At 61.4% G+C, this 19,559-nt stretch carries 14 protein-coding genes; 7 read left to right on the top strand and 7 right to left on the bottom strand.

Features of this window, described 5'->3' with window-relative positions; genetic code table 11:
* Positions 1 to 86 precede the first annotated feature (86 nt).
* Positions 87 to 2,006 (bottom strand): ATP-binding cassette domain-containing protein, encoded by a 1,920-nt coding sequence (locus C4J93_RS07940; RefSeq protein ID WP_124429029.1) that lies wholly within the window; start codon positions 2,004 to 2,006, stop codon positions 87 to 89.
* Between the two features lie 213 nt (positions 2,007 to 2,219).
* Here C4J93_RS07940 and C4J93_RS07935 point away from each other — a divergent pair, with 213 nt between their 5' ends.
* Complete coding sequence (locus C4J93_RS07935) at positions 2,220 to 4,148, top strand: transglycosylase SLT domain-containing protein (protein WP_124361789.1); 1,929 nt, start codon at positions 2,220 to 2,222, stop codon at positions 4,146 to 4,148.
* A 115-nt stretch (positions 4,149 to 4,263) separates the two neighbouring features.
* On the opposite strand, the gene C4J93_RS07930 is transcribed toward C4J93_RS07935, so the two are convergent.
* On the bottom strand, positions 4,264 to 6,030 hold the full coding sequence (locus tag C4J93_RS07930; RefSeq protein ID WP_124429028.1) for an ABC transporter transmembrane domain-containing protein: 1,767 nt from the start codon (positions 6,028 to 6,030) through the stop codon (positions 4,264 to 4,266).
* 245 nt (positions 6,031 to 6,275) lie between these two features.
* On the opposite strand from C4J93_RS07930, the gene C4J93_RS27100 reads away from it, so the two are divergent.
* Complete coding sequence (locus tag C4J93_RS27100) at positions 6,276 to 6,449, top strand: PA1571 family protein (protein ID WP_164485237.1); 174 nt, start codon at positions 6,276 to 6,278, stop codon at positions 6,447 to 6,449.
* A 54-nt stretch (positions 6,450 to 6,503) separates the two neighbouring features.
* Here the strand turns inward: C4J93_RS27100 and pdxB are convergent, their stop codons facing one another.
* The gene (gene pdxB, locus C4J93_RS07925) at positions 6,504 to 7,646 is read right to left on the bottom strand and encodes a 4-phosphoerythronate dehydrogenase PdxB (protein WP_124429027.1); all 1,143 of its coding nucleotides are present in this window, start codon (positions 7,644 to 7,646) and stop codon (positions 6,504 to 6,506) included.
* Positions 7,647 to 7,842: 196 nt separating this feature from the next.
* On the opposite strand from pdxB, the gene C4J93_RS07920 reads away from it, so the two are divergent.
* Positions 7,843 to 9,246, top strand: a complete 1,404-nt coding sequence (locus tag C4J93_RS07920) for an MATE family efflux transporter (RefSeq protein ID WP_124429026.1) — start codon at positions 7,843 to 7,845, stop codon at positions 9,244 to 9,246.
* A 107-nt stretch (positions 9,247 to 9,353) separates the two neighbouring features.
* Here C4J93_RS07920 and tusA read toward each other — a convergent pair whose 3' ends face one another.
* Together tusA and rlmM are read right to left on the bottom strand one after the other, a co-directional pair.
* Positions 9,354 to 9,599: a sulfurtransferase TusA gene (tusA, locus tag C4J93_RS07915; protein WP_124370025.1), complete on the bottom strand. Its 246-nt coding sequence runs from the start codon at positions 9,597 to 9,599 to the stop codon at positions 9,354 to 9,356.
* 21 nt (positions 9,600 to 9,620) lie between these two features.
* Entirely contained in the window at positions 9,621 to 10,697 is a 1,077-nt protein-coding gene (gene rlmM, locus C4J93_RS07910; protein ID WP_124429025.1) for a 23S rRNA (cytidine(2498)-2'-O)-methyltransferase RlmM, read from the bottom strand.
* 191 nt (positions 10,698 to 10,888) lie between these two features.
* On the opposite strand from rlmM, the gene acnA reads away from it, so the two are divergent.
* A complete protein-coding gene (gene acnA / locus C4J93_RS07905; RefSeq protein ID WP_124429024.1) occupies positions 10,889 to 13,630 on the top strand; it encodes an aconitate hydratase AcnA in 2,742 nt (913 codons plus the stop codon).
* Positions 13,631 to 14,135: 505 nt separating this feature from the next.
* Here the strand turns inward: acnA and C4J93_RS07900 are convergent.
* Positions 14,136 to 15,071: an aspartyl/asparaginyl beta-hydroxylase domain-containing protein gene (locus C4J93_RS07900; protein ID WP_124429023.1), complete on the bottom strand. Its 936-nt coding sequence runs from the start codon at positions 15,069 to 15,071 to the stop codon at positions 14,136 to 14,138.
* 139 nt (positions 15,072 to 15,210) lie between these two features.
* A complete protein-coding gene (gene cysK, locus C4J93_RS07895; RefSeq protein ID WP_124429022.1) occupies positions 15,211 to 16,185 on the bottom strand; it encodes a cysteine synthase A in 975 nt (324 codons plus the stop codon).
* A gap of 126 nt (positions 16,186 to 16,311) precedes the next feature.
* Here cysK and C4J93_RS07890 point away from each other — a divergent pair, with 126 nt between their 5' ends.
* From C4J93_RS07890 to C4J93_RS07880, 3 genes are all read left to right on the top strand, one after another.
* Positions 16,312 to 17,388, top strand: a complete 1,077-nt coding sequence (locus tag C4J93_RS07890; RefSeq protein ID WP_124429021.1) for a DUF748 domain-containing protein — start codon at positions 16,312 to 16,314, stop codon at positions 17,386 to 17,388.
* Between the two features lie 98 nt (positions 17,389 to 17,486).
* Complete coding sequence (locus tag C4J93_RS07885; RefSeq protein WP_003189627.1) at positions 17,487 to 18,332, top strand: MoxR family ATPase; 846 nt, start codon at positions 17,487 to 17,489, stop codon at positions 18,330 to 18,332.
* On the top strand, positions 18,332 to 19,510 hold the full coding sequence (locus tag C4J93_RS07880; RefSeq protein ID WP_124429020.1) for a VWA domain-containing protein: 1,179 nt from the start codon (positions 18,332 to 18,334) through the stop codon (positions 19,508 to 19,510). Before C4J93_RS07885 ends, C4J93_RS07880 begins: the two co-directional genes overlap by 1 nt.
* The last annotated feature ends 49 nt before the right edge of the window (positions 19,511 to 19,559 follow it).

Raw genomic sequence — 19,559 nt, 5'->3', positions numbered from 1 at the left:
CCCTCCCACATGTTGATCGCATTTCATATAAAAAAGCCCGGCGCTCATAAAAGAGCGCCGGGCTTTTTTCATTGCGCGACGGTCATTCAGCCATCCAGCTCGGCCCAACGCTCAACCAGTGCTTCCAGCTCCTGGTTCAACGTCTCCAGGGAAGCGATGACCGCAGCGGTTTCCGCCGCCGGACGCTGGTAGAAACCCGCGTCAGCCATTTCCGCTTCCACCGCGGCGATCTGTTGTTCCTTGGCGTCGATATCACCCGGCAACGCTTCCAGCTCGCGCTGCAGCTTGTAGCTGAGTTTTTTCTTCGCAGTGGGTGCAGCTTCCGGTGCCGGAGCAGCAGCGGCCACGGGCGCGACGACTGCGGAGGTCAAGTCGGCCTTGCCGGACTTGCTCTCGGTTACGCCCAGCAGGCGCGGCGAGCCGCCCTGGCGCAGCCAGTCCTGATAACCACCGACGTACTCGCGCACCTTGCCTTCGCCTTCGAAGACCAGGGTACTGGTAACCACGTTGTCGAGGAATGCCCGGTCGTGGCTGACCATCAGCACGGTGCCGTTGAAGGTCAGCAAGACCTCTTCCAGCAGTTCGAGAGTTTCCACGTCGAGGTCGTTGGTCGGTTCGTCGAGCACCAGCAGGTTCGCCGGTTTGCTGAACAGCTTGGCCAGCAGCAGGCGCGCACGCTCGCCACCGGACAGGGCTTTCACCGGTGTACGCGCACGTTGCGGGCTGAACAGGAAGTCGCCCAAATAGCTGAGTACGTGGCGGCTCTGGCCGTCGATGTCGATAAAGTCGCGGCCTTCGGCAACGTTGTCGATCACGGTTTTTTCCAGGTCCAACTGGTGGCGCAGCTGATCGAAGTAGGCCACGTCGATGCGCGTGCCCTCTTCCACCGTGCCGCTGGTCGGCTGCAGACCGCCGAGCATCAGCTTGAGCAAGGTGGTCTTGCCGGTACCGTTGGCGCCCAGCAGGCCGATACGGTCACCGCGCGCCAGGACCATGGAGAAGTCCTTGATCAGGAACGGGCCGTCCGGATGATGGAAGCTGACGTTCTCCAGCACCATCACCTGCTTGCCCGACTTGTCGGCGGTATCGAGCTGGATATTGGCCTTGCCGGTACGTTCACGCCGTTCGCTGCGCTCAACCCGCAGCGCTTTCAACGCGCGCACGCGGCCTTCGTTACGGGTGCGGCGCGCCTTGATACCCTGGCGGATCCAGACTTCTTCCTGGGCCAGCTTCTTGTCGAACAGGGCGTTGGCGGTCTCTTCAGCCGAGAGTGCAGCTTCCTTGTGCACCAGGAAGCTGGCGTAGTCGCCGTTCCAGTCGATCAGGCCGCCGCGGTCCAGTTCCAGGATGCGCGTAGCCAGGTTCTGCAGGAAGGACCGGTCGTGCGTGATGAACAGCACGGCGCCCTGGAAATCCTTGAGGGCTTCTTCGAGCCAGGCGATAGCGCCGATGTCCAGGTGGTTGGTCGGTTCGTCGAGCAGCAGCAGATCCGGCTCGGACACCAACGCCTGGGCCAGCAGCACGCGACGACGCCAGCCACCGGACAATTGGGCGAGGGTCTTGTCGGCGGGCAATTGCAGGCGGCTCAGGGTGCTGTCCACCAGTTGCTGCAGGCGCCAGCCGTCGCGGGCTTCGAGGTCTTGCTGGACGTGCATCAGCTTGTCCAGGTCGGCTTCGGTGACGCAGTTCTGCGCCAGGTGATGGTATTGCGCGAGCAATTCGCCCACGCCGTCCAGGCCTTCGGCAACCACGTCGAACACTGTCCGCTCGTCGGCTACCGGCAATTCCTGCGGCAATTCGCCGATCTTGAGGCCTGGGGCACGCCAGACAGAGCCTTCATCGGGCTTCTGGTCGCCTTTTACCAGCTTCATCATGCTGGACTTGCCGGTGCCGTTGCGGCCGATGATGCACACCCGCTCACCACGGGCGATCTGCCAGGACACCTTGTCCAACAACGGCATAGCGCCGAAAGCAAGGGACACATCGCTGAATTTGAGCAGGGTCATACACTTCTCCAAAAACTGGGCGCGCATTCTACCTGAGTTGAGGGTGGGATGCGGCCAGCATTTTCTCTTCCGACACGTTCATCAGGACATTTGCCGCGAACTTGAACCAACCGGCCGGCAAAGCTTTCGCCGGCCGCTGGCAAAAGGCTAAGCTAGGGGCAATCAGTGTCGGCGGTGCCGGTGCTAGTCGTGATTTCTCTGCACGGACGTCTCATGCGCAGTCGCCTTTTCAACTTTTTATCCTGCCTGCTTCTCTCCGCCACCGCCGTTCAATCTGCCCAGGCCGTGGACCTCACCACCCAACGTCAATATTACGATGAAGCCAAACGCGCCCTGGCCAAGGGTGACAGCGGCCCGTACATGCAATACAGCCAGGCCTTGGCCGACTACCCGCTGACGCCGTACCTGGCCTATGACGAACTGACCGCGCGCCTTAAAACCGCGAGCAACCAGGAAATCGAACAGTTCCTCGCCAAAAATGGCGACCTGCCCCAGGCCAACTGGATGAAGCTGCGCTGGTTACGCTGGCTGGCCGAACGGGGTGACTGGCAGACCTTTGAAAAGTATTACGATGCCAAGCTCAATTTCGTCGAGCTGGACTGCCTGCACGGCCAGTTCCAACTGACCCACAACCTCAAGGCCGAAGGCTACAAGACCACCGAAAAGTTGTGGATGACCGGCAAAACCCAACCGGCCGCCTGTGATGCGACCTTTGGCCAGTGGGCGTCTGATGGTCAGCTGACCGAACAAAAAATCTGGGACCGCGCCAAGCTCGCCGCCGAAGCGCGCAACTACGCGCTGGCCAACAGCCTGGTGAAAACCCTGCCAACGCTCGGCGCACAAGGCCGCCTGATGATCGACGTGGCGCAAAAGCCCGATATGCTCAGCGACCCGTCGCGCTTTCTGCCGGCCACCGAGGCCATGTCTGACGCCGTAGGCCTGGGCCTGCGTCGCCTCGCACGCCAGGATCCGGACAAGGCTATGGCCCTGCTGGACGGCTACGCCAGCAGCATGCACTTCTCCCGTGACGAAAAAGTCTCGATTGCCCGAGAAATCGGCCTGACCCTGGCACGCCGGTACGATCCTCGCGCCTTGGACGTGATGACCAAGTACGACCCGGAGCTGCGCGACAACACCGTCTCCGAATGGCGCCTGCGCCTGCTGTTGCGCCTGGCGCGCTGGGAAGATGCGTACCAGTTGACCCGCAAGCTGCCGCAGGATCTGGCCACCACCAACCGCTGGCGCTACTGGCAGGCACGCAGCCTGGAATTGGCCGAACCGAAAAACCCACAGGCGTTAGTGCTGTATAAAAACGTGGCCAAGGAACGCGACTTCTACGGTTTCCTCGCCGCGGACCGTTCCAAGACCCCTTACCAGTTGAACAACAAGCCGCTGGTGATGAGCCAGGCGCTGGTCAATAAAGTGCGCAATACCCCAGGCGTGCGCCGGGCCCTGGAGTTCTATGCCCGTGGCCAGATCGTCGATGGCCGCCGCGAGTGGTACCACGTCAGCCGTCACTTCAACCGTGACGAAATGGTCGCGCAGGCGAAGCTGGCCTACGACATGAAGTGGTACTTCCCGGCGATCCGCACGATCAGCCAGGCGCAGTATTGGGACGACCTGGACATCCGCTTCCCGATGGCCCACCGCGACACTCTGGTGCGCGAAGCCAAGGTGCGCGGCCTACATTCAAGCTGGGTGTTCGCGATTACCCGCCAGGAAAGCGCCTTCATGGACGACGCCCGCTCCGGCGTCGGCGCCAGCGGCCTGATGCAGCTGATGCCCGGTACGGCCAAGGAAACCGCGCGCAAGTTCAGCATTCCCCTCGCCTCCCCGGCCCAGGTACTGGACCCGGACAAAAACATCCAGCTCGGCGCCGCTTACCTGAGCCAGGTGCACAGCCAATTCAACGGCAATCGCGTGCTCGCCTCCGCCGCCTACAACGCCGGCCCCGGCCGCGTGCGTCAATGGCTACGCGGTGCGGACCATCTGAGTTTCGACGTGTGGGTGGAAAGCATCCCGTTCGACGAGACCCGTCAGTATGTGCAGAACGTGCTGTCTTATTCGGTGATCTACGGGCAGAAGCTCAACTCACCGCAGCCGCTGGTGGATTGGCATGAGCGGTACTTCGACGACCAATAAGGCACTGAATCTGCCGAATATCCAATGTGGGAGGGGGCTCGCCCCCGATAGCGGTGGGTCAGCAACAAATTGCTGACTGACACTCTGCTATCGGGGGCAAGCCCCCTCCCACATGCTATTGGCGCTGCTGATCTGCACTGAACTGCAACGCCGCCAACCGCGCATACAGCGGGTTGCTCGCAATCAACTGCTGATGCGTGCCCACGGCTACCAACTTGCCCTGGTCCATCACCGCGATCCGGTCGGCGTTCTTCACCGTGGCCAGGCGGTGCGCAATCACCAGGGTGGTGCGGCCCTGCATCAATTGCGGCAGGGCTTGTTGGATCAGGTGTTCGCTCTGGGCATCGAGGGCGCTGGTGGCTTCGTCCAGCAGCAGGATGGGTGCGTCTACCAGCAACGCGCGGGCGATGGCCAGGCGTTGACGCTGACCACCGGAAAGGCCCAGGCCACCGTCGCCGAGGTGGGTCTGGTAGCCATCGGGCATTTGCAGGATGAAGTCATGGGCGTGGGCGATGCGGGCTGCGGCTTCGACCTGCTCGCGGGTGGCCGTCGGGTTACCGTAGCGGATGTTGTCTTCGATGCTGCCAAAAAACAGCGCCGGGCTCTGGGATACCAGCGCGAAGTGGCGGCGCAGGTCCAGCGGGTCGAGTGCGGTCAGCGGCTGCCCTTCGAGCAGGATGCGGCCTTGCTGGGGGTCGTAGAAGCGCAATAGCAAGTCGAAGAGCGTCGATTTGCCTGCGCCGGAAGGTCCCACCAAGGCAAGGGTTTCGCCAGGGTTGACGCTCAGGTTCAGGCCGTCGATGGCGTAGCTGTCTGGCCGTGACGGGTAGGAAAAGCGCAGATCTTGCAGTTCCATGCGCCCGCTGACCCGTTCCGGCAACCGTATGCTGCCGCTGGCCGGCGCCTGGATTTCGTTGCTCGACTGCAACAGTTCGCCAATCCGCTCCGCCGCACCGGCGGCCCGCTGCAGCTCGCCAAGCACTTCACTCAAGGTGCCGACAGCGCTGCCGACGATCAGGCTGTAGAACACGAACGCCGCCAGCTCACCGCCGGAAATGCGCCCGCTGATCACGTCCATCCCGCCGACCCACAACATCACGCCCACGGCACCGAGCACCAGCATGATCACCAGGGTAATCAGCCAGGAACGTTGCAGGATGCGTTTGCGGGCGGTGGTAAACGCCTCTTCAACGGTCAGGGCGAAACGCTGCTCGTCCTGGGCCTGATGGTTATAGGCCTGCACGGTCTTGATCTGGCCCAGGGTCTCGGACACATAGCTGCCGACATCGGCGATGCGATCCTGGCTCTGGCGCGACAGGCTGCGCACACGCCGGCCAAAGATCAGGATCGGCGCCAGCACCAGCGGCAACGCCACCACGACAATGCTGGTGAGCTTGGGGTTGGTGATAAACAACAGCACGATACCGCCGATGACCATCAGGGCATTGCGCAGGAACAGCGACAGCGATGAGCCGATCACCGATTGCAGCAGGGTGGTGTCGGTGGTCAACCGTGACTGGATTTCCGAGCTGCGGTTGTTTTCGTAGAAGCCCGGATGCAGGTAGATCAGGTGGTTGAACACCTGTCGGCGAATGTCCGCCACCACCCGCTCGCCAATCCACGACACCAGGTAGAAGCGCGTGAACGTGCCCACCGCCAGGCCCACCACCAGCACCATGAACAGCGCGATGGACTGGTTGAGCAGGTTCGGTGACTGGGTCATGAAACCCTGGTCGACCAGCAGGCGGATACCTTGCCCCATGGACAAGGTGATGCCGGCGGTAACGATCAGCGCCAGCAGGGCACCCAGCGCCTGCCAGCGGTAGGGCGCAATGAAGCGGCTGGCCAGGCGAATCGCGCGGCGTTGTCGGACTGAGAACATTTAGGGCTTCACCAATGAGGAGACTATTGATCAACATTGGGGGAACTTGGGCAAATAGCAATGAGTCAGGTTAATTATGCCCGCCGATGGAAGCCGCTAGAGGCTATCGGTCTAAGACTGATCTGGAAATATGTGCCGGTTTCTGGTGGACTGGGTGTTCGAACCGATGGTCGTGTATGGAGTTGTAATAGCTCGGTCACGCGGGGGAATTAAAGTAGGTACACAACCTGATGAGGAGACAGGCCATGACCTTGCAAAACAGCAGCGATGCCAAAATTGAAGTGATCCGCCAACCGCAGGAGCTGCCTTGCTCGTACATCGATGCCAAGGGCCGCGAAGTGCAGATTACCGAAGAAATGATCCAGCAAGCCTGCAGCGAACTGGAACAGCGCCTGGTCAAGCCTGCACAGCAAGGCTGAAGCGCCGACGCTCTTGCAAACCCGGCCCAGGTGGCCGGGTTTTTTATTGGGTGTTTAAACGCAGACCGCGCCCAGTGCGGTCACGATGTTCGACAACACGGCCGACTCACCGTTGATGCGCACCTTCAAGCCGTCAATCTCACGACGCTCCGGGTAATGCTTGCGTAACAGGTCGAATGCCTTGCGCTGCTCTTCTACCGTTCCTACCAGGCTGCGACGCAAATCCGCATCGTCCCGGCGCGGGTCGTACACACTGCGGCACAAGGTCGCCAGCGCCCAGGCCGGATCGGTTGAGGCATTCAAGTGCACCTCGGCCAGCCATGGCGCCGGCAACAAATCGCGCAATTGAATGCTCGGTTCCTGGCCCAGGTGCGCACAGAACGCCTGGTAGATCTGCGCCGTGCCGCGCTGCTTGCCGTCGAGGCTGTAGCCGGCGATATGCGGCGTAGCCAGCACGCACAGGTCAGCCAGGTCGGCATCCACCTGCGGCTCGCCTTCCCACACGTCCAGCACGGCTTGCAGGTCTTCGCGCTCCAGCAGCACGTCGCGCAGCGCAGCGTTGTCCACCACCGCGCCTCGGCTGGCATTGATCAGCCAGGTGCCGGGCTTGAGCTGCGCAAGGCGCTGGCGATCGAACAGATGCCAGGTGGAGCCATTGCCGGACTTGGTGAGCGGCGTGTGCAGGCTGATGACATCGCATTGCTCGATGATCTGCTGCAGGCTCACGTAATCACCGTCTTCGGCGATCTGCCGTGGCGGATCACACACCAGCACGTTCCAGCCCAGGCCCTTGAGCACCTGGACCAGCCGCCCGCCGACCTCGCCGGCGCCAACGATGCCGTAGGTGCGCCGGCTGAGGTCGGCGCCTTCGATTTCAGCCAGGGTCTGCAAACTGCCCAGCACATAATCCACCACGCCCCGGGCATTACAGCCGGGTGCGCTGGACCACTGGATACCGGACTGCCTGAAGTAATCGAGGTCCAGATGATCGGTGCCGATGGTGCAGGTGCCGACAAACCCCACCTTCGTGCCCTCGAGCAAAGCCCGGTTGACGTTGGTCACCGAACGTACCAGCAGCACATCGGCCTGCTCGACCGTGGCGCGGTCAATGGAACGGCCGGGCACGCGGCGAATCTCGCCAAACCCCTGGAAGAATGCATCGAGCAGCGGAATATTTTCGTCAGCAACAATCAGCATGGCAGGCTCCTTTGGCGGATCAGCAGTGTACAGCCTTGTGAGGATCCGATGTGGGAGGGGGCTTGCTCCCTCCCACAGGGATCTGTTGTGTTTAGTCGATTGTTTACAAATCCCCAACACAGGTTTTTTCCTGACCATTGCGTCAAAGCGTAGAATCCGCCGTCCTTGCGACTGCCTTTTTATTGGACACCTGTACGTGAACACTGCCACCGCTACCCTCACCCGCCCCGCCCGCATCAGCCGGGAAGTGCGCGACCTGCTGACGCTGGCCTTGCCGATCATCATCGGCCAACTGGCAACCACCGCGATGAGCTTTGTCGATGCGGTGATGGCCGGACGTGTCAGCCCCCAGGACCTGGCGGCGGTTGGCCTGGGTAACTCGATCTGGATCCCGGTCTACCTGTTGATGACCGGCACCCTGCTGGCCACCACGCCGAAAGTCGCGCAGCGCTACGGCGCAGGCAAGTACAACGAAATCGGGCCATTGGTGCGCCAGTCACTGTGGCTGGCCGTGGTGGTAGGCATCGCGGGTGCGCTGCTGTTGCTGTGCGCCGAGCCGGTGCTGCATGCGATGAAGGTCGAGCCGGCCCTGATCAAGCCGTCCATGGGCTATCTGCATGGCATTGCGGCCGGCATGCCGGCCATTGCGCTGTATTACGTGTTTCGCTGCTTCAGCGACGGCATGGGCCGTACGCGGCCGAGCATGGTCATGGGCTTGTGCGGGTTGGCACTGAACATTCCGCTGAACTACATCTTCATCTACGGCCATCTCGGCCTGCCGGCCATGGGCGGCGTAGGCTGCGGCTGGGCCACGGCGATTGCGATGTGGGTGATGATGCTCGGCCTGGCCGGGTGGACCCGCTGGGGCCCGGCCTATCAGAGCAGCGAATTGTTCAAGCGCTTCGACTGGCCGCAATGGGCGGTGATCAAGCGTGTACTGGGGATCGGCCTGCCGATTGGCGTGGCGATCTTTGCCGAGTCGAGCATCTTCGCGGTGATCGCCCTGCTGCTGGGCAGCCTGGGGGCTACCGTGGTGTCCGGCCATCAGATCGCGCTGAATGTCAGTTCCCTGGTGTTCATGATCCCCTACTCCCTGAGCATGGCTGTCACCGTGCGCGTCGGCCAGGCGCTGGGCCGTGGCGAACCGCGTGAAGCCCGCTTCGCCGCCGGCGTTGGCATGGGCACCGCGCTGGCCTATGCCTGCCTGTCCTGTAGCCTGATGCTGGTGTTTCGCGAGCAGATTGCGGCGATCTACACCCCCGACCCGGTGGTCATCCACCTGGCCTCGATGCTGATCGTGTTCTCAGCGTTGTTCCAGTTCTCCGACTCGATCCAGGTGACCGCCGCCGGCGCGCTGCGCGGCTATCAGGACACCCGCGTCACCATGCTGCTGACCCTGTTCGCCTACTGGGGCGTGGGCTTGCCGGTCGGTTACGCCCTGGGGCTGACCGACTGGTTGGGCGAACCCAGTGGCCCAAGCGGCTTGTGGCAAGGCCTGATCGTCGGCCTGAGCTGCGCGGCAGGCATGTTGCTGGTGCGCCTGGCGCGCAGTGCACGCCGGCGCATCCACGCCGACAAGGCGCTCACGCGCGCCCTGTAGGAGCGAGCTTGCTCGCGAAAAACGCTAACGATAACGCAGCGCTTCTGGTTTAACGCGGCGCTCTCAGGTTTTTCGCGAGCAAGCTCGCTCCTACAAAGGTTTGGCGGTCAATCGGCTTTCTTGCGGATCCAGTAAAGGTACGTGCCGGCGTCTTCCTGTTGACTGACAAGTTCATGGTCGAGGAACACGCAGAATTTGGGAATATCGCGGCGGGTCGACGGGTCGGTCGCGATCACCTTGAGCAGGCCGCCCGCAGGCAGGTCGCGGATGTGCTGGTGCAGCATCATCACCGGTTCCGGGCAATTGAGACCGGTGGCGTCGAGGGTGCCATCGACGGGTAAATCAACGCTCATAGTTCACTCCTGACAGTGAGATCAGTGCTTTCTCGATTTCTTGACGTCCACCAGCCGGCGTAGATGGCAGGTGACTTCCTCGCGGTCGTGGTACAGCTGCTTGCAGCCGATCTCCACCCGAATGCCGCGTGCCTTGAAGCCGTCTTCGATCCGCTCCAGCAAACGCTTCACTTCGGCATACCGCTGCTTCATCGGCAGCTTGAGGTTGACCACCGCCTCGCGGCAATACCCCTCGCCGATCCAGGTTTCCAGCAATGCCGCGTTGCGCGCCGGCTTCTCGACAATATCGCAGACCATCCAGTCCACCGGCTGCTTGGGCACGAAGGTAAAGCCGTCGGCCATCAAATGCTGCACCAGGCCGGTGTCCATCAGGCTTTCGGCCATGGGGCCGTTGTCAATGGCGGTCACCAGCATGCCCCGGTTGACCAGCTGCCACGTCCAGCCGCCGGGGGCCGCACCGAGGTCGACACCGGTCATGTCGCCATGCAGGCGTTCGTCCCACTGCTCGCGAGGAATGAAGTGGTGCCAGGCCTCCTCCAGCTTCAAGGTCGAGCGGCTTGGGGCTTCACGTGGGAACTTCAAACGCGGGATGCCCATCGGCCACATCGCTGAATTGTTCGATTCGGCGAGGCCCATGAACACTTCGCGGCCGCTCTTGAACGTCAGCAGCAGGCGCGGCTTGCTCGGGTCGTCCACCAGCCTGCCGGCGTTGAGCAAGGCTTTGCGCAGGTGAACCTCGAATTTCTTACAGAAGTTCGACAGTTCCTTGCCGTCGTTGGTATCGACCATCTCCAGCCACAGGCTGCCGCACACCGGGAATTCACGCAGGTGGGCGAGGATCACGCTGATGCGGTCGGTTTCCGGCAGGTCGATGAACACCCCGCGCGCCCATTGCCTGGGGAAGATCAGCTCGGCGAAGCGCTGGCCGCGCATCAGGCGTTGCGCGCCATCTTCTTCAGTGCAGACGAATTCGGCGCAAGCGCTGCCGGTCTTGGCCTTGGCGTAGCCGGAAACGTTCAGGCGCGCGGCGTGCTCCGCGATCTCGGAACAGACTTCGCCTTCAAAACCCGGGCGGCAGTGCATAAAAAGGGTGTTCAATTGAATCTCCTGGCAACGGGATTGCTCTATCGCAATACCTGTCATGAAAACGCGCGCATGATAGCCGAGTTCGGAACCTTGGACTTGAGCATAGAGTCCAGTTATTAGCCTGCTAATGAAAATCGCGCTAAGTTGAACGCTCTGTTCGTCCCGTCAGGTCCGTGGCCGTGCGGATCAAAAGGAGTCATGTAATGTCATCCCTTGATAGCCTGAGAACCCTTAAAACCCTGCAAATAGACAGCAAGACCTACCACTACTTCAGCCTGCCCGAAGCCGCCAAGAGCCTGGGTGATCTGGACAAGCTGCCGATGTCGCTCAAAGTGCTGCTGGAAAACCTGCTGCGCTGGGAAGACGCCAAGACCGTCACCGGCAACGACCTCAAGGCCATCGCCGCCTGGCTCAAGGAGCGCCGGTCCGACCGTGAGATCCAGTACCGCCCCGCCCGCGTGCTGATGCAGGACTTCACCGGCGTGCCCGCCGTGGTCGACCTGGCCGCCATGCGCGCCGCTGTGGCCAAGGCCGGGGGCGACCCGCAGCGCATCAACCCGCTGTCGCCGGTCGACCTGGTGATCGACCACTCGGTAATGGTCGACAAATTCGGCAACGCCGACGCCTTTGAGCAAAACGTCGACATCGAAATGCAGCGCAACGGCGAACGCTACGCCTTCCTGCGCTGGGGCCAGAGCGCCTTTGACAACTTCAGCGTGGTGCCGCCGGGCACCGGCATCTGCCACCAGGTCAACCTGGAATACCTCGGCCGCACCGTGTGGACCAAGGATGAAGACGGCCGCACCTACGCTTTCCCCGATACCCTGGTGGGTACCGATTCCCACACCACCATGATCAACGGCCTCGGCGTGCTCGGCTGGGGCGTGGGCGGGATCGAAGCGGAAGCGGCGATGCTCGGCCAGCCAGTGTCGATGCTGATTCCGGAAGTGATCGGCTTCAAGCTCACCGGCAAATTGAAAGAAGGCATCACCGCCACCGACCTGGTGCTGACGGTGACCCAGATGCTGCGCAAAAAAGGCGTGGTCGGTAAGTTCGTCGAATTCTATGGCGACGGCCTGGCCGATCTGCCCCTGGCCGACCGCGCCACCATTGCCAACATGGCGCCTGAATACGGCGCTACCTGCGGCTTTTTCCCGGTCGACGAGGTGACGCTGGACTACTTGCGCCTGTCCGGTCGCCCGGTGGAAACCGTCAAGCTGGTCGAGGCCTACACCAAGGCCCAGGGCCTGTGGCGCAACGCCGGCCAGGAGCCGATCTTCACCGACACCCTGGCCCTGGACATGGGCAGCGTCGAAGCCAGCCTCGCCGGGCCGAAACGCCCGCAGGACCGTGTCGCCCTGCCAAACGTGGGCCAGGCGTTCAGTGATTTTCTCGACCTGCAATTCAAACCCACCAGCAAGGAAGAAGGCCGCCTGGAAAGCGAAGGCGGTGGCGGCGTCGCCGTGGGCAATGCCGACCTGGTGGGCGAAGCCGATTACGAATACGAAGGCACCACCTATCGCCTGAAAAACGGTGCCGTGGTCATCGCGGCCATTACCTCCTGCACCAACACCTCCAACCCCAGCGTGATGATGGCGGCCGGGCTGGTGGCGAAGAAAGCCGTGGAAAAAGGCCTGACACGCAAGCCATGGGTCAAGACCTCCCTGGCGCCGGGTTCGAAAGTGGTTACCGACTATTACAAGGCGGCCGGCCTCACCCACTACCTGGACACACTTGGTTTCGACCTGGTGGGCTACGGCTGCACAACCTGCATCGGCAACTCCGGGCCGCTGCCAGAGCCGATCGAAAAAGCCATCCAGCAAGCCGACCTCACCGTCGCCTCAGTGTTGTCCGGCAACCGCAACTTCGAGGGCCGCGTGCACCCACTGGTGAAAACCAACTGGCTGGCCTCGCCGCCCCTGGTGGTGGCCTACGCGTTGGCGGGTACGGTGCGTATCGACATCAGCAGCGAGCCCCTGGGTAATGACCAGCAGGGCAACCCGGTGTACCTCAAGGACATCTGGCCCAGCAGCCAGGAGATCGCCGACGCGGTGGCCCAGGTCAGCACGGGCATGTTCCACAAGGAATACGCCGAAGTATTTGCCGGCGACGCACAGTGGCAAGCGATTGAGGTGCCGCAGGCGGCGACCTATGTGTGGCAGAAGGATTCCACCTATATCCAGCATCCGCCGTTCTTCGACGATATCGCCGGGCCGCTGCCGGTGATCGCAGACATCAAGGGCGCCAACGTGCTGGCCCTGCTCGGCGACTCGGTGACCACCGACCACATCTCCCCTGCCGGCAACATCAAGGCCGACAGCCCGGCCGGCCACTACCTGCGCGAGCAAGGCGTGGAGCCACGGGACTTCAACTCCTACGGCTCACGCCGAGGCAATCATGAAGTGATGATGCGCGGCACCTTTGCCAATATCCGGATCCGCAATGAAATGCTCGGCGGCGAGGAAGGTGGCAATACGCTGTATATCCCGACCGGCGAGAGAATGGCGATCTACGATGCCGCGATGAAATACCAGGCATCGGGCACGCCATTGGTGGTGATCGCCGGCCAAGAATATGGCACCGGTTCGAGCCGCGACTGGGCGGCCAAGGGCACCAACCTGCTGGGCGTCAAGGCGGTGATCGCGGAAAGCTTCGAGCGAATCCACCGCTCCAACCTGGTGGGCATGGGCGTGCTGCCGTTGCAGTTCAAGCTGGACCAGAACCGCAAGTCGCTCCAGCTCACCGGCAAGGAGAAGATCGATATTCTCGGGCTGACGAATGCCGAGATCGAACCCCGGATGAACCTGACGTTGGTGATTACCCGGGAAGATGGCCGCAGCGAGAAGATTGAGGTGCTGTGCCGGATCGATACGCTTAACGAAGTGGAATACTTCAAGTCGGGCGGTATCCTGCACTACGTGCTGCGCCAGTTGATCGCCTCTTAAGCAACACTGGAGATCAAATGTGGGAGGGGGCTTGCCCCCGATAGCAGAGTGTCAGTCAGCACATTTACAGCTGACCCACCGCTATCGGGAGCAAGCCCCCTCCCACATTTTGACTGCATTTCAAGCTGCGAAAACCGGCCTCAGCCGCAATGTGGTAGGCCTTGGCGTGCTGTGCCAAAAACTTCAAAGACGCTGCAGATCAAATGTGGGAGGGGGCTTGCTCCCGATAGCAGGGTGTCAGTCAGCCTATCTGTAGCTGACCCACCACCATCGGGGGCAAGCCCCCTCCCACATTTTGACTGCATTTCAAGCTGGTAAAACCGGCCTCAGCCGAACAGCCGAAATGCGGTAGGCCTTGGCGTGCTGTGCCAAAAACTTAAAAGACGCTGCAGATCAAATGTGGGAGGGGGCTTGCCCCCGATAGCAGAGTGTCAGTCAGCACATTTACAGCTGACCCACCGCCATCGGGAGCAAGCCCCCTCCCACATTTTTGACCGCGCTCCGATCAGAACAGCCACTTCCACAGCAATACCAGCACAGCCACCGCCAACACCGGCCGCGCAATGCGGTAGGCCTTGGGATGTTTGCGCTTCCACTGCTTGACCTGGCCGCTGAACTTGTCACTGAAGGTCTTGCTCCAGGCATACGCCTGGTTGATCCCACCCACGCGCTCGTCGTCGAGGTTCTGCGGCGCGGTGGCACGCCCCAGCTGTTTGCTGACCCAACGATTGACGCGGGTCATCAGACGGTTGCTCAACGGGCGTTCGATGTCGCAGAACAGGATCACACGGGTTTGATCGGTTTCGTTCTTGACCCAGTGCACATAGGTTTCGTCGAACATCACGTCTTCACCGTCGCGCCAGGCATAGACCTGGCCGTCGACGAAGATGCGGCAGTCGTCGGAATTCGGCGTGGACAGCCCCAGGTGATAGCGCAGGGAGCCGGCGAACGGGTCGCGGTGCGGGTTCAGGTGGCTGCCGCCCGGTAACAGCGCAAACATCGCGCCCTTGACGTTGGGGATACTGCTGACCAGCGCCACGGTTTTCGGGCACAGGGCCTCGGCCGATGGCAGGGGTTTGTCGTACCATTTGAGGTAGAAGCGCTTCCAGCCTTTCTTGAAGAACGAGCCGAAACCGGCATCGTTGTTCTTTTCGGCGGCGCGGATGTAGCCCTCGTCGAACAGGTGCATGGCCTCTTCGCGGATCACTTCCCAGTTGTCCTTGAGCACGTCCAGTTCCGGGAACTTGCTGCGGTCCAGGTAAGGCTTGGACGGTACTGCGGAAAACAGGTACATCAAGGCGTTATACGGGGCGAACAGCGCCGAATGGTTGACGAACTGGCGCAGCATCGGCAAACGGGCCTTGCCGCGCAGGTGCACGTAAAGCGTGCTGCCGATAAACAGCAGCAACACCGACAGTTTGGCGGCCAAAGAAAAGGTCATGCAGCAACTCCTGGAAATAAGCGCCTGGCCAACAGCAGACGTAACAGCCGGCCATGATAAACATTTGGGCCATTATGCAGAAGGCCTTGGCCAACCGGCTGACCTGAATCAACACGCCGTCGCTCTGTGGTGAAGGCGCTCAAGCCTGGTTTTCCTGCTCGGTAAACAGATCGCTGAACAACATGCTCGACAGGTAGCGCTCACCGGAGTCCGGCAGGATCACCACGATGGTTTTGCCCTGCATTTCCGGTTTCTCGGCCAGGCGCACCGCCGCCGCCATGGCCGCGCCGCAGGAGATGCCGCACAAAATACCTTCTTCCTGCATCAAGCGCAGGGCCATGGCCTTGGATTCTTCGTCGGTGACCAACTCCACGCGGTCGACCATCGACAGGTCGAGGTTTTTCGGCACAAAACCGGCGCCGATGCCCTGGATCTTATGCGGGCTGGGCTTGATCTCTTCGCCGGCCAGCGCCTGGCTGATCACCGGCGACACGAGCGGCTCTACCGCCACTGACAGAATCGGCTTGCCCGCCGTGTGCTTGATATAGCGCGACACACCGGTGAGGGTGCCGCCCGTGCCCACGCCCGCCACCAGCACGTCCACGGCGCCATCGGTGTCGTTCCAGATTTCCGGGCCGGTGGTTTTCTCGTGGATCGCAGGGTTTGCCGGGTTTTCGAACTGGCCCGGCATAAAGTAGGTGCCAGGGTCGCCGGCGACAATTTCTGCGGCCTTTTCAATCGCGCCTTTCATACCCTTGGCCGGTTCGGTCAGCACCAGCTCGGCGCCGAGGGCCTTGAGCACTTTACGGCGCTCGATGCTCATGGACGCGGGCATGGTCAGCAGCAGTTTATAGCCGCGTGCCGCCGCCACGAACGCCAGGCCGATCCCGGTATTGCCGGAGGTGGGCTCGACAATGGTCATGCCCGGCTTGAGTTTGCCGCTGCTTTCCGCGTCCCAGATCATGTTGGCGCCAATGCGGCACTTCACCGAGTAGCCTGGATTGCGCCCCTCGATCTTGGCCAGGATGGTGACCCCGCGCGGTGCGATGCGGTTGATCTGCACCAGGGGCGTATTACCGATGGAGTGCGCGTTGTCTGCAAAGATGCGGCTCATGACGGATCCTATTTGGCAATGTCCAGAAAGGTCCCAAGGGTATGCCTCGTGCCACTAGGCGTCCAGTCGGAGGAACGTTGCGCCCCTTGCAACAGTCCATCACCTACGAGCAAGGAGGACTGCCCCATGAAACGTCGTTACAGCTGGCCGCTCTGGACCCTCGCCGGGCTGGTGCTGGTACTGGTTGCCGTGCACATCGCGCTGCCTTACCTGGTGCGCAACTACCTGAATGAAAGGCTCGCCAATATGGGCGACTACCGTGGCGAAATTGCCGATGTGGACCTGGCTTTATGGCGCGGCGCCTACCGGATCAATGGTCTGCAGATCGTCAAGGTGGACGGTAAGGTACCGGTGCCGTTCATCAAGGCGCCGCTGATCGAGTTCGCAGTGAGCTGGCATTCGCTGTGGTACGACCATGCGGTGGTGGCCGAAGGGCATTTCGTACGGCCGGAGGTCAATTTCGTCGACGGTGGCGCCAACAAGCAGGCCTCCCAGACCGGTAAAGGCACCGACTGGCAGGAACAACTGCGCAAGCTGCTGCCGATCACCCTCAACGAAGTGCGCATCGAAGACGGCAAGATCTCGTTTCATAACTTCAGCTCCACACCCAAGGTCAACCTCAACGCCACCGGGGTCAACGCCAGTTTCTACAACCTGACCAACGTGGTGGACGTCAAAGGCAAGCGCGATGCGCGCTTCGAGGGCAAAGCTCTGTTGCAAGGCCAGGCGCCTCTGGAAGCCAACGCCACCTTTGACCCACTGAGCGATTTCGAAGAGTTCGAATTCCGCTTCCGTGCCCGCGACCTGCAACTCAAGCGCATGAATGACTTCGCCTCGGCCTATGGCAAGTTCGACTTCAAGGCCGGCACCGGCGACGTGGTGGTCGAAGCCCAGGCCGAAAAAGGCCAACTGAGCGGTTATATCAAGCCGCTGCTGCGCGATGTCGAGGTGTTCGACTGGCAGCAGGACGTGGAAAACAAAGACAAGAACATCTTCCGCTCGATCTGGGAGGCTGTGGTCGGCGCCAGCGAGACGGTGTTGAAGAACCAGCGCAAAAACCAGTTCGCCACCCGCGTGGAGCTGAGCGGCAGCGTGCATCAACAAAACGTCAGTGCGTTTTCCGCGGTGATCGCGATTCTGCGCAACGGGTTCATCCAGGCGTTCAACGCCCGTTATGAACAACCCAAGCCAACGGCGGATTGAGCCTGACCGGCCATTCAGAGACTGAATAGCCCGTCTGCGTTCACAGTCGCCGGGGCTGCGCGGTATAGTCGGGCATTGATGAATTCGAGGAATGACCGATGAAGTTCGAAGGCACCCAGGCCTATGTGGCTACCGATGACCTGAAACTGGCCGTCAACGCCGCCATCACCCTGGAGCGTCCGCTGCTGGTCAAGGGCGAACCGGGCACCGGCAAGACCATGCTCGCCGAGCAACTGGCCGAGTCCTTCGGCGCCAGATTGATCACCTGGCACATCAAGTCCACCACCAAGGCCCACCAGGGCCTCTACGAGTACGACGCGGTCAGCCGCCTGCGCGACTCGCAACTGGGTGTGGACAAGGTGCACGACGTTCGCAACTACCTGAAAAAGGGCAAGCTCTGGGAAGCCTTCGAATCCGAGGAGCGGGTGATCCTGCTGATCGACGAAATCGACAAGGCCGACATCGAGTTCCCCAACGATCTGTTGCAGGAACTCGACAAGATGGAGTTCTACGTCTACGAAATCGACGAGACCATCAAGGCCAAGAAACGCCCGATCATCATCATTACCTCCAACAACGAAAAAGAGCTGCCGGACGCGTTCCTGCGCCGCTGCTTCTTCCATTACATCGCCTTCCCCGACCGCACCACCCTGCAAAAAATCGTCGACGTGCACTACCCTGACATCAAGAAAGACCTGGTCAGCGAAGCGCTGGACGTGTTCTTCGACGTACGCAAGGTGCCCGGCTTGAAGAAAAAACCCTCCACCTCCGAGCTGGTGGACTGGCTCAAGCTGCTGATGGCCGACAATATCGGCGAAGCCGTGCTGCGCGAGCGCGACCCGACCAAGGCCATCCCGCCGCTGGCAGGCGCCTTGGTGAAGAACGAGCAGGACGTACAATTGCTGGAGCGTCTGGCGTTCATGAGCCGTCGCGGTAATCGCTGATGTTGCTCAACCTGTTCAATGAAATGCGGGCCGCCAAGGTGCCGGTGTCGGTGCGTGAACTGCTCGACCTGATCAACGCGCTGAAACAACGCGTGACCTTCGCCGACATGGACGAGTTCTACTACCTGGCGCGGGCGATCCTGGTCAAGGATGAACGGCATTTCGACAAGTTCGACCGGGCTTTCGGCGCCTATTTCAACGGCCTGGAAAAGCTCGACGATCACCTGCAGGCCCTGATCCCCGAAGAGTGGCTGCGCAAGGAGTTCGAGCGCTCGCTGAGCGATGAAGAGCGCGCGCAGATCCAGTCCCTCGGCGGCCTGGACAAGCTGATCGAAGAATTCAAGAAACGCCTGGAAGAACAGAAAGAACGCCACGCCGGCGGCAACAAATGGATCGGCACCGGCGGCACCAGCCCCTTTGGTTCCGGCGGCTACAACCCGGAAGGCATTCGCGTGGGTGACGCGGGCAAGCGCCAGGGCAAGGCGGTGAAGGTGTGGGACCAGCGCGAGTACAAGAACCTCGACGATCAGGTGGAACTGGGCACGCGCAACATCAAGATCGCCCTGCGCCGCCTGCGCAAGTTTGCCCGCCAGGGCGCGGCGGAGGAGCTGGACATCGACGGCACCATCGACCACACCGCACGCGACGCCGGGCTGTTGAATATCCAGATGCGCCCCGAACGACGCAACACCATCAAGCTGTTGCTACTGTTCGATATCGGCGGCTCGATGGACGCCCATGTGAAGATCTGCGAAGAGCTGTTCTCTGCCTGCAAGACCGAGTTCAAGCACATGGAGTACTTCTACTTTCATAACTTCGTGTACGAATCGGTCTGGAAAAACAACCAGCGCCGCACCTCGGAGCGCACCTCCACCCAGGACCTGCTGCACAAGTACGGCGCGGACTACAAAGTGATCTTTATCGGCGATGCGTCCATGGCGCCCTATGAAATCACCCAGGCCGGCGGCAGCGTCGAACACTGGAACGAGGAGCCTGGGTATGTATGGATGCAGCGCTTTATGGCCAAGTACAAGAAGCTGATCTGGATAAACCCGTATCCCAAGGATACCTGGGGCTATACGGCGTCGACGGGGATCGTGCGCGAGTTGGTGGAGGACCAGATGTACCCACTGACGTTGCGCGGGTTGGAAGAAGGTATGCGTTTTCTCTCCAAGTGAATGAAGATCTAAGCTCTGCAGGAGATCAAATGTGGGAGGGGGCTTGCCC

This window comes from Pseudomonas sp. R2-37-08W, from assembly GCF_003851705.1.
Lineage (GTDB): Bacteria > Pseudomonadota > Gammaproteobacteria > Pseudomonadales > Pseudomonadaceae > Aquipseudomonas.
This window is presented reverse-complemented; position numbering and strand designations above follow the sequence as displayed.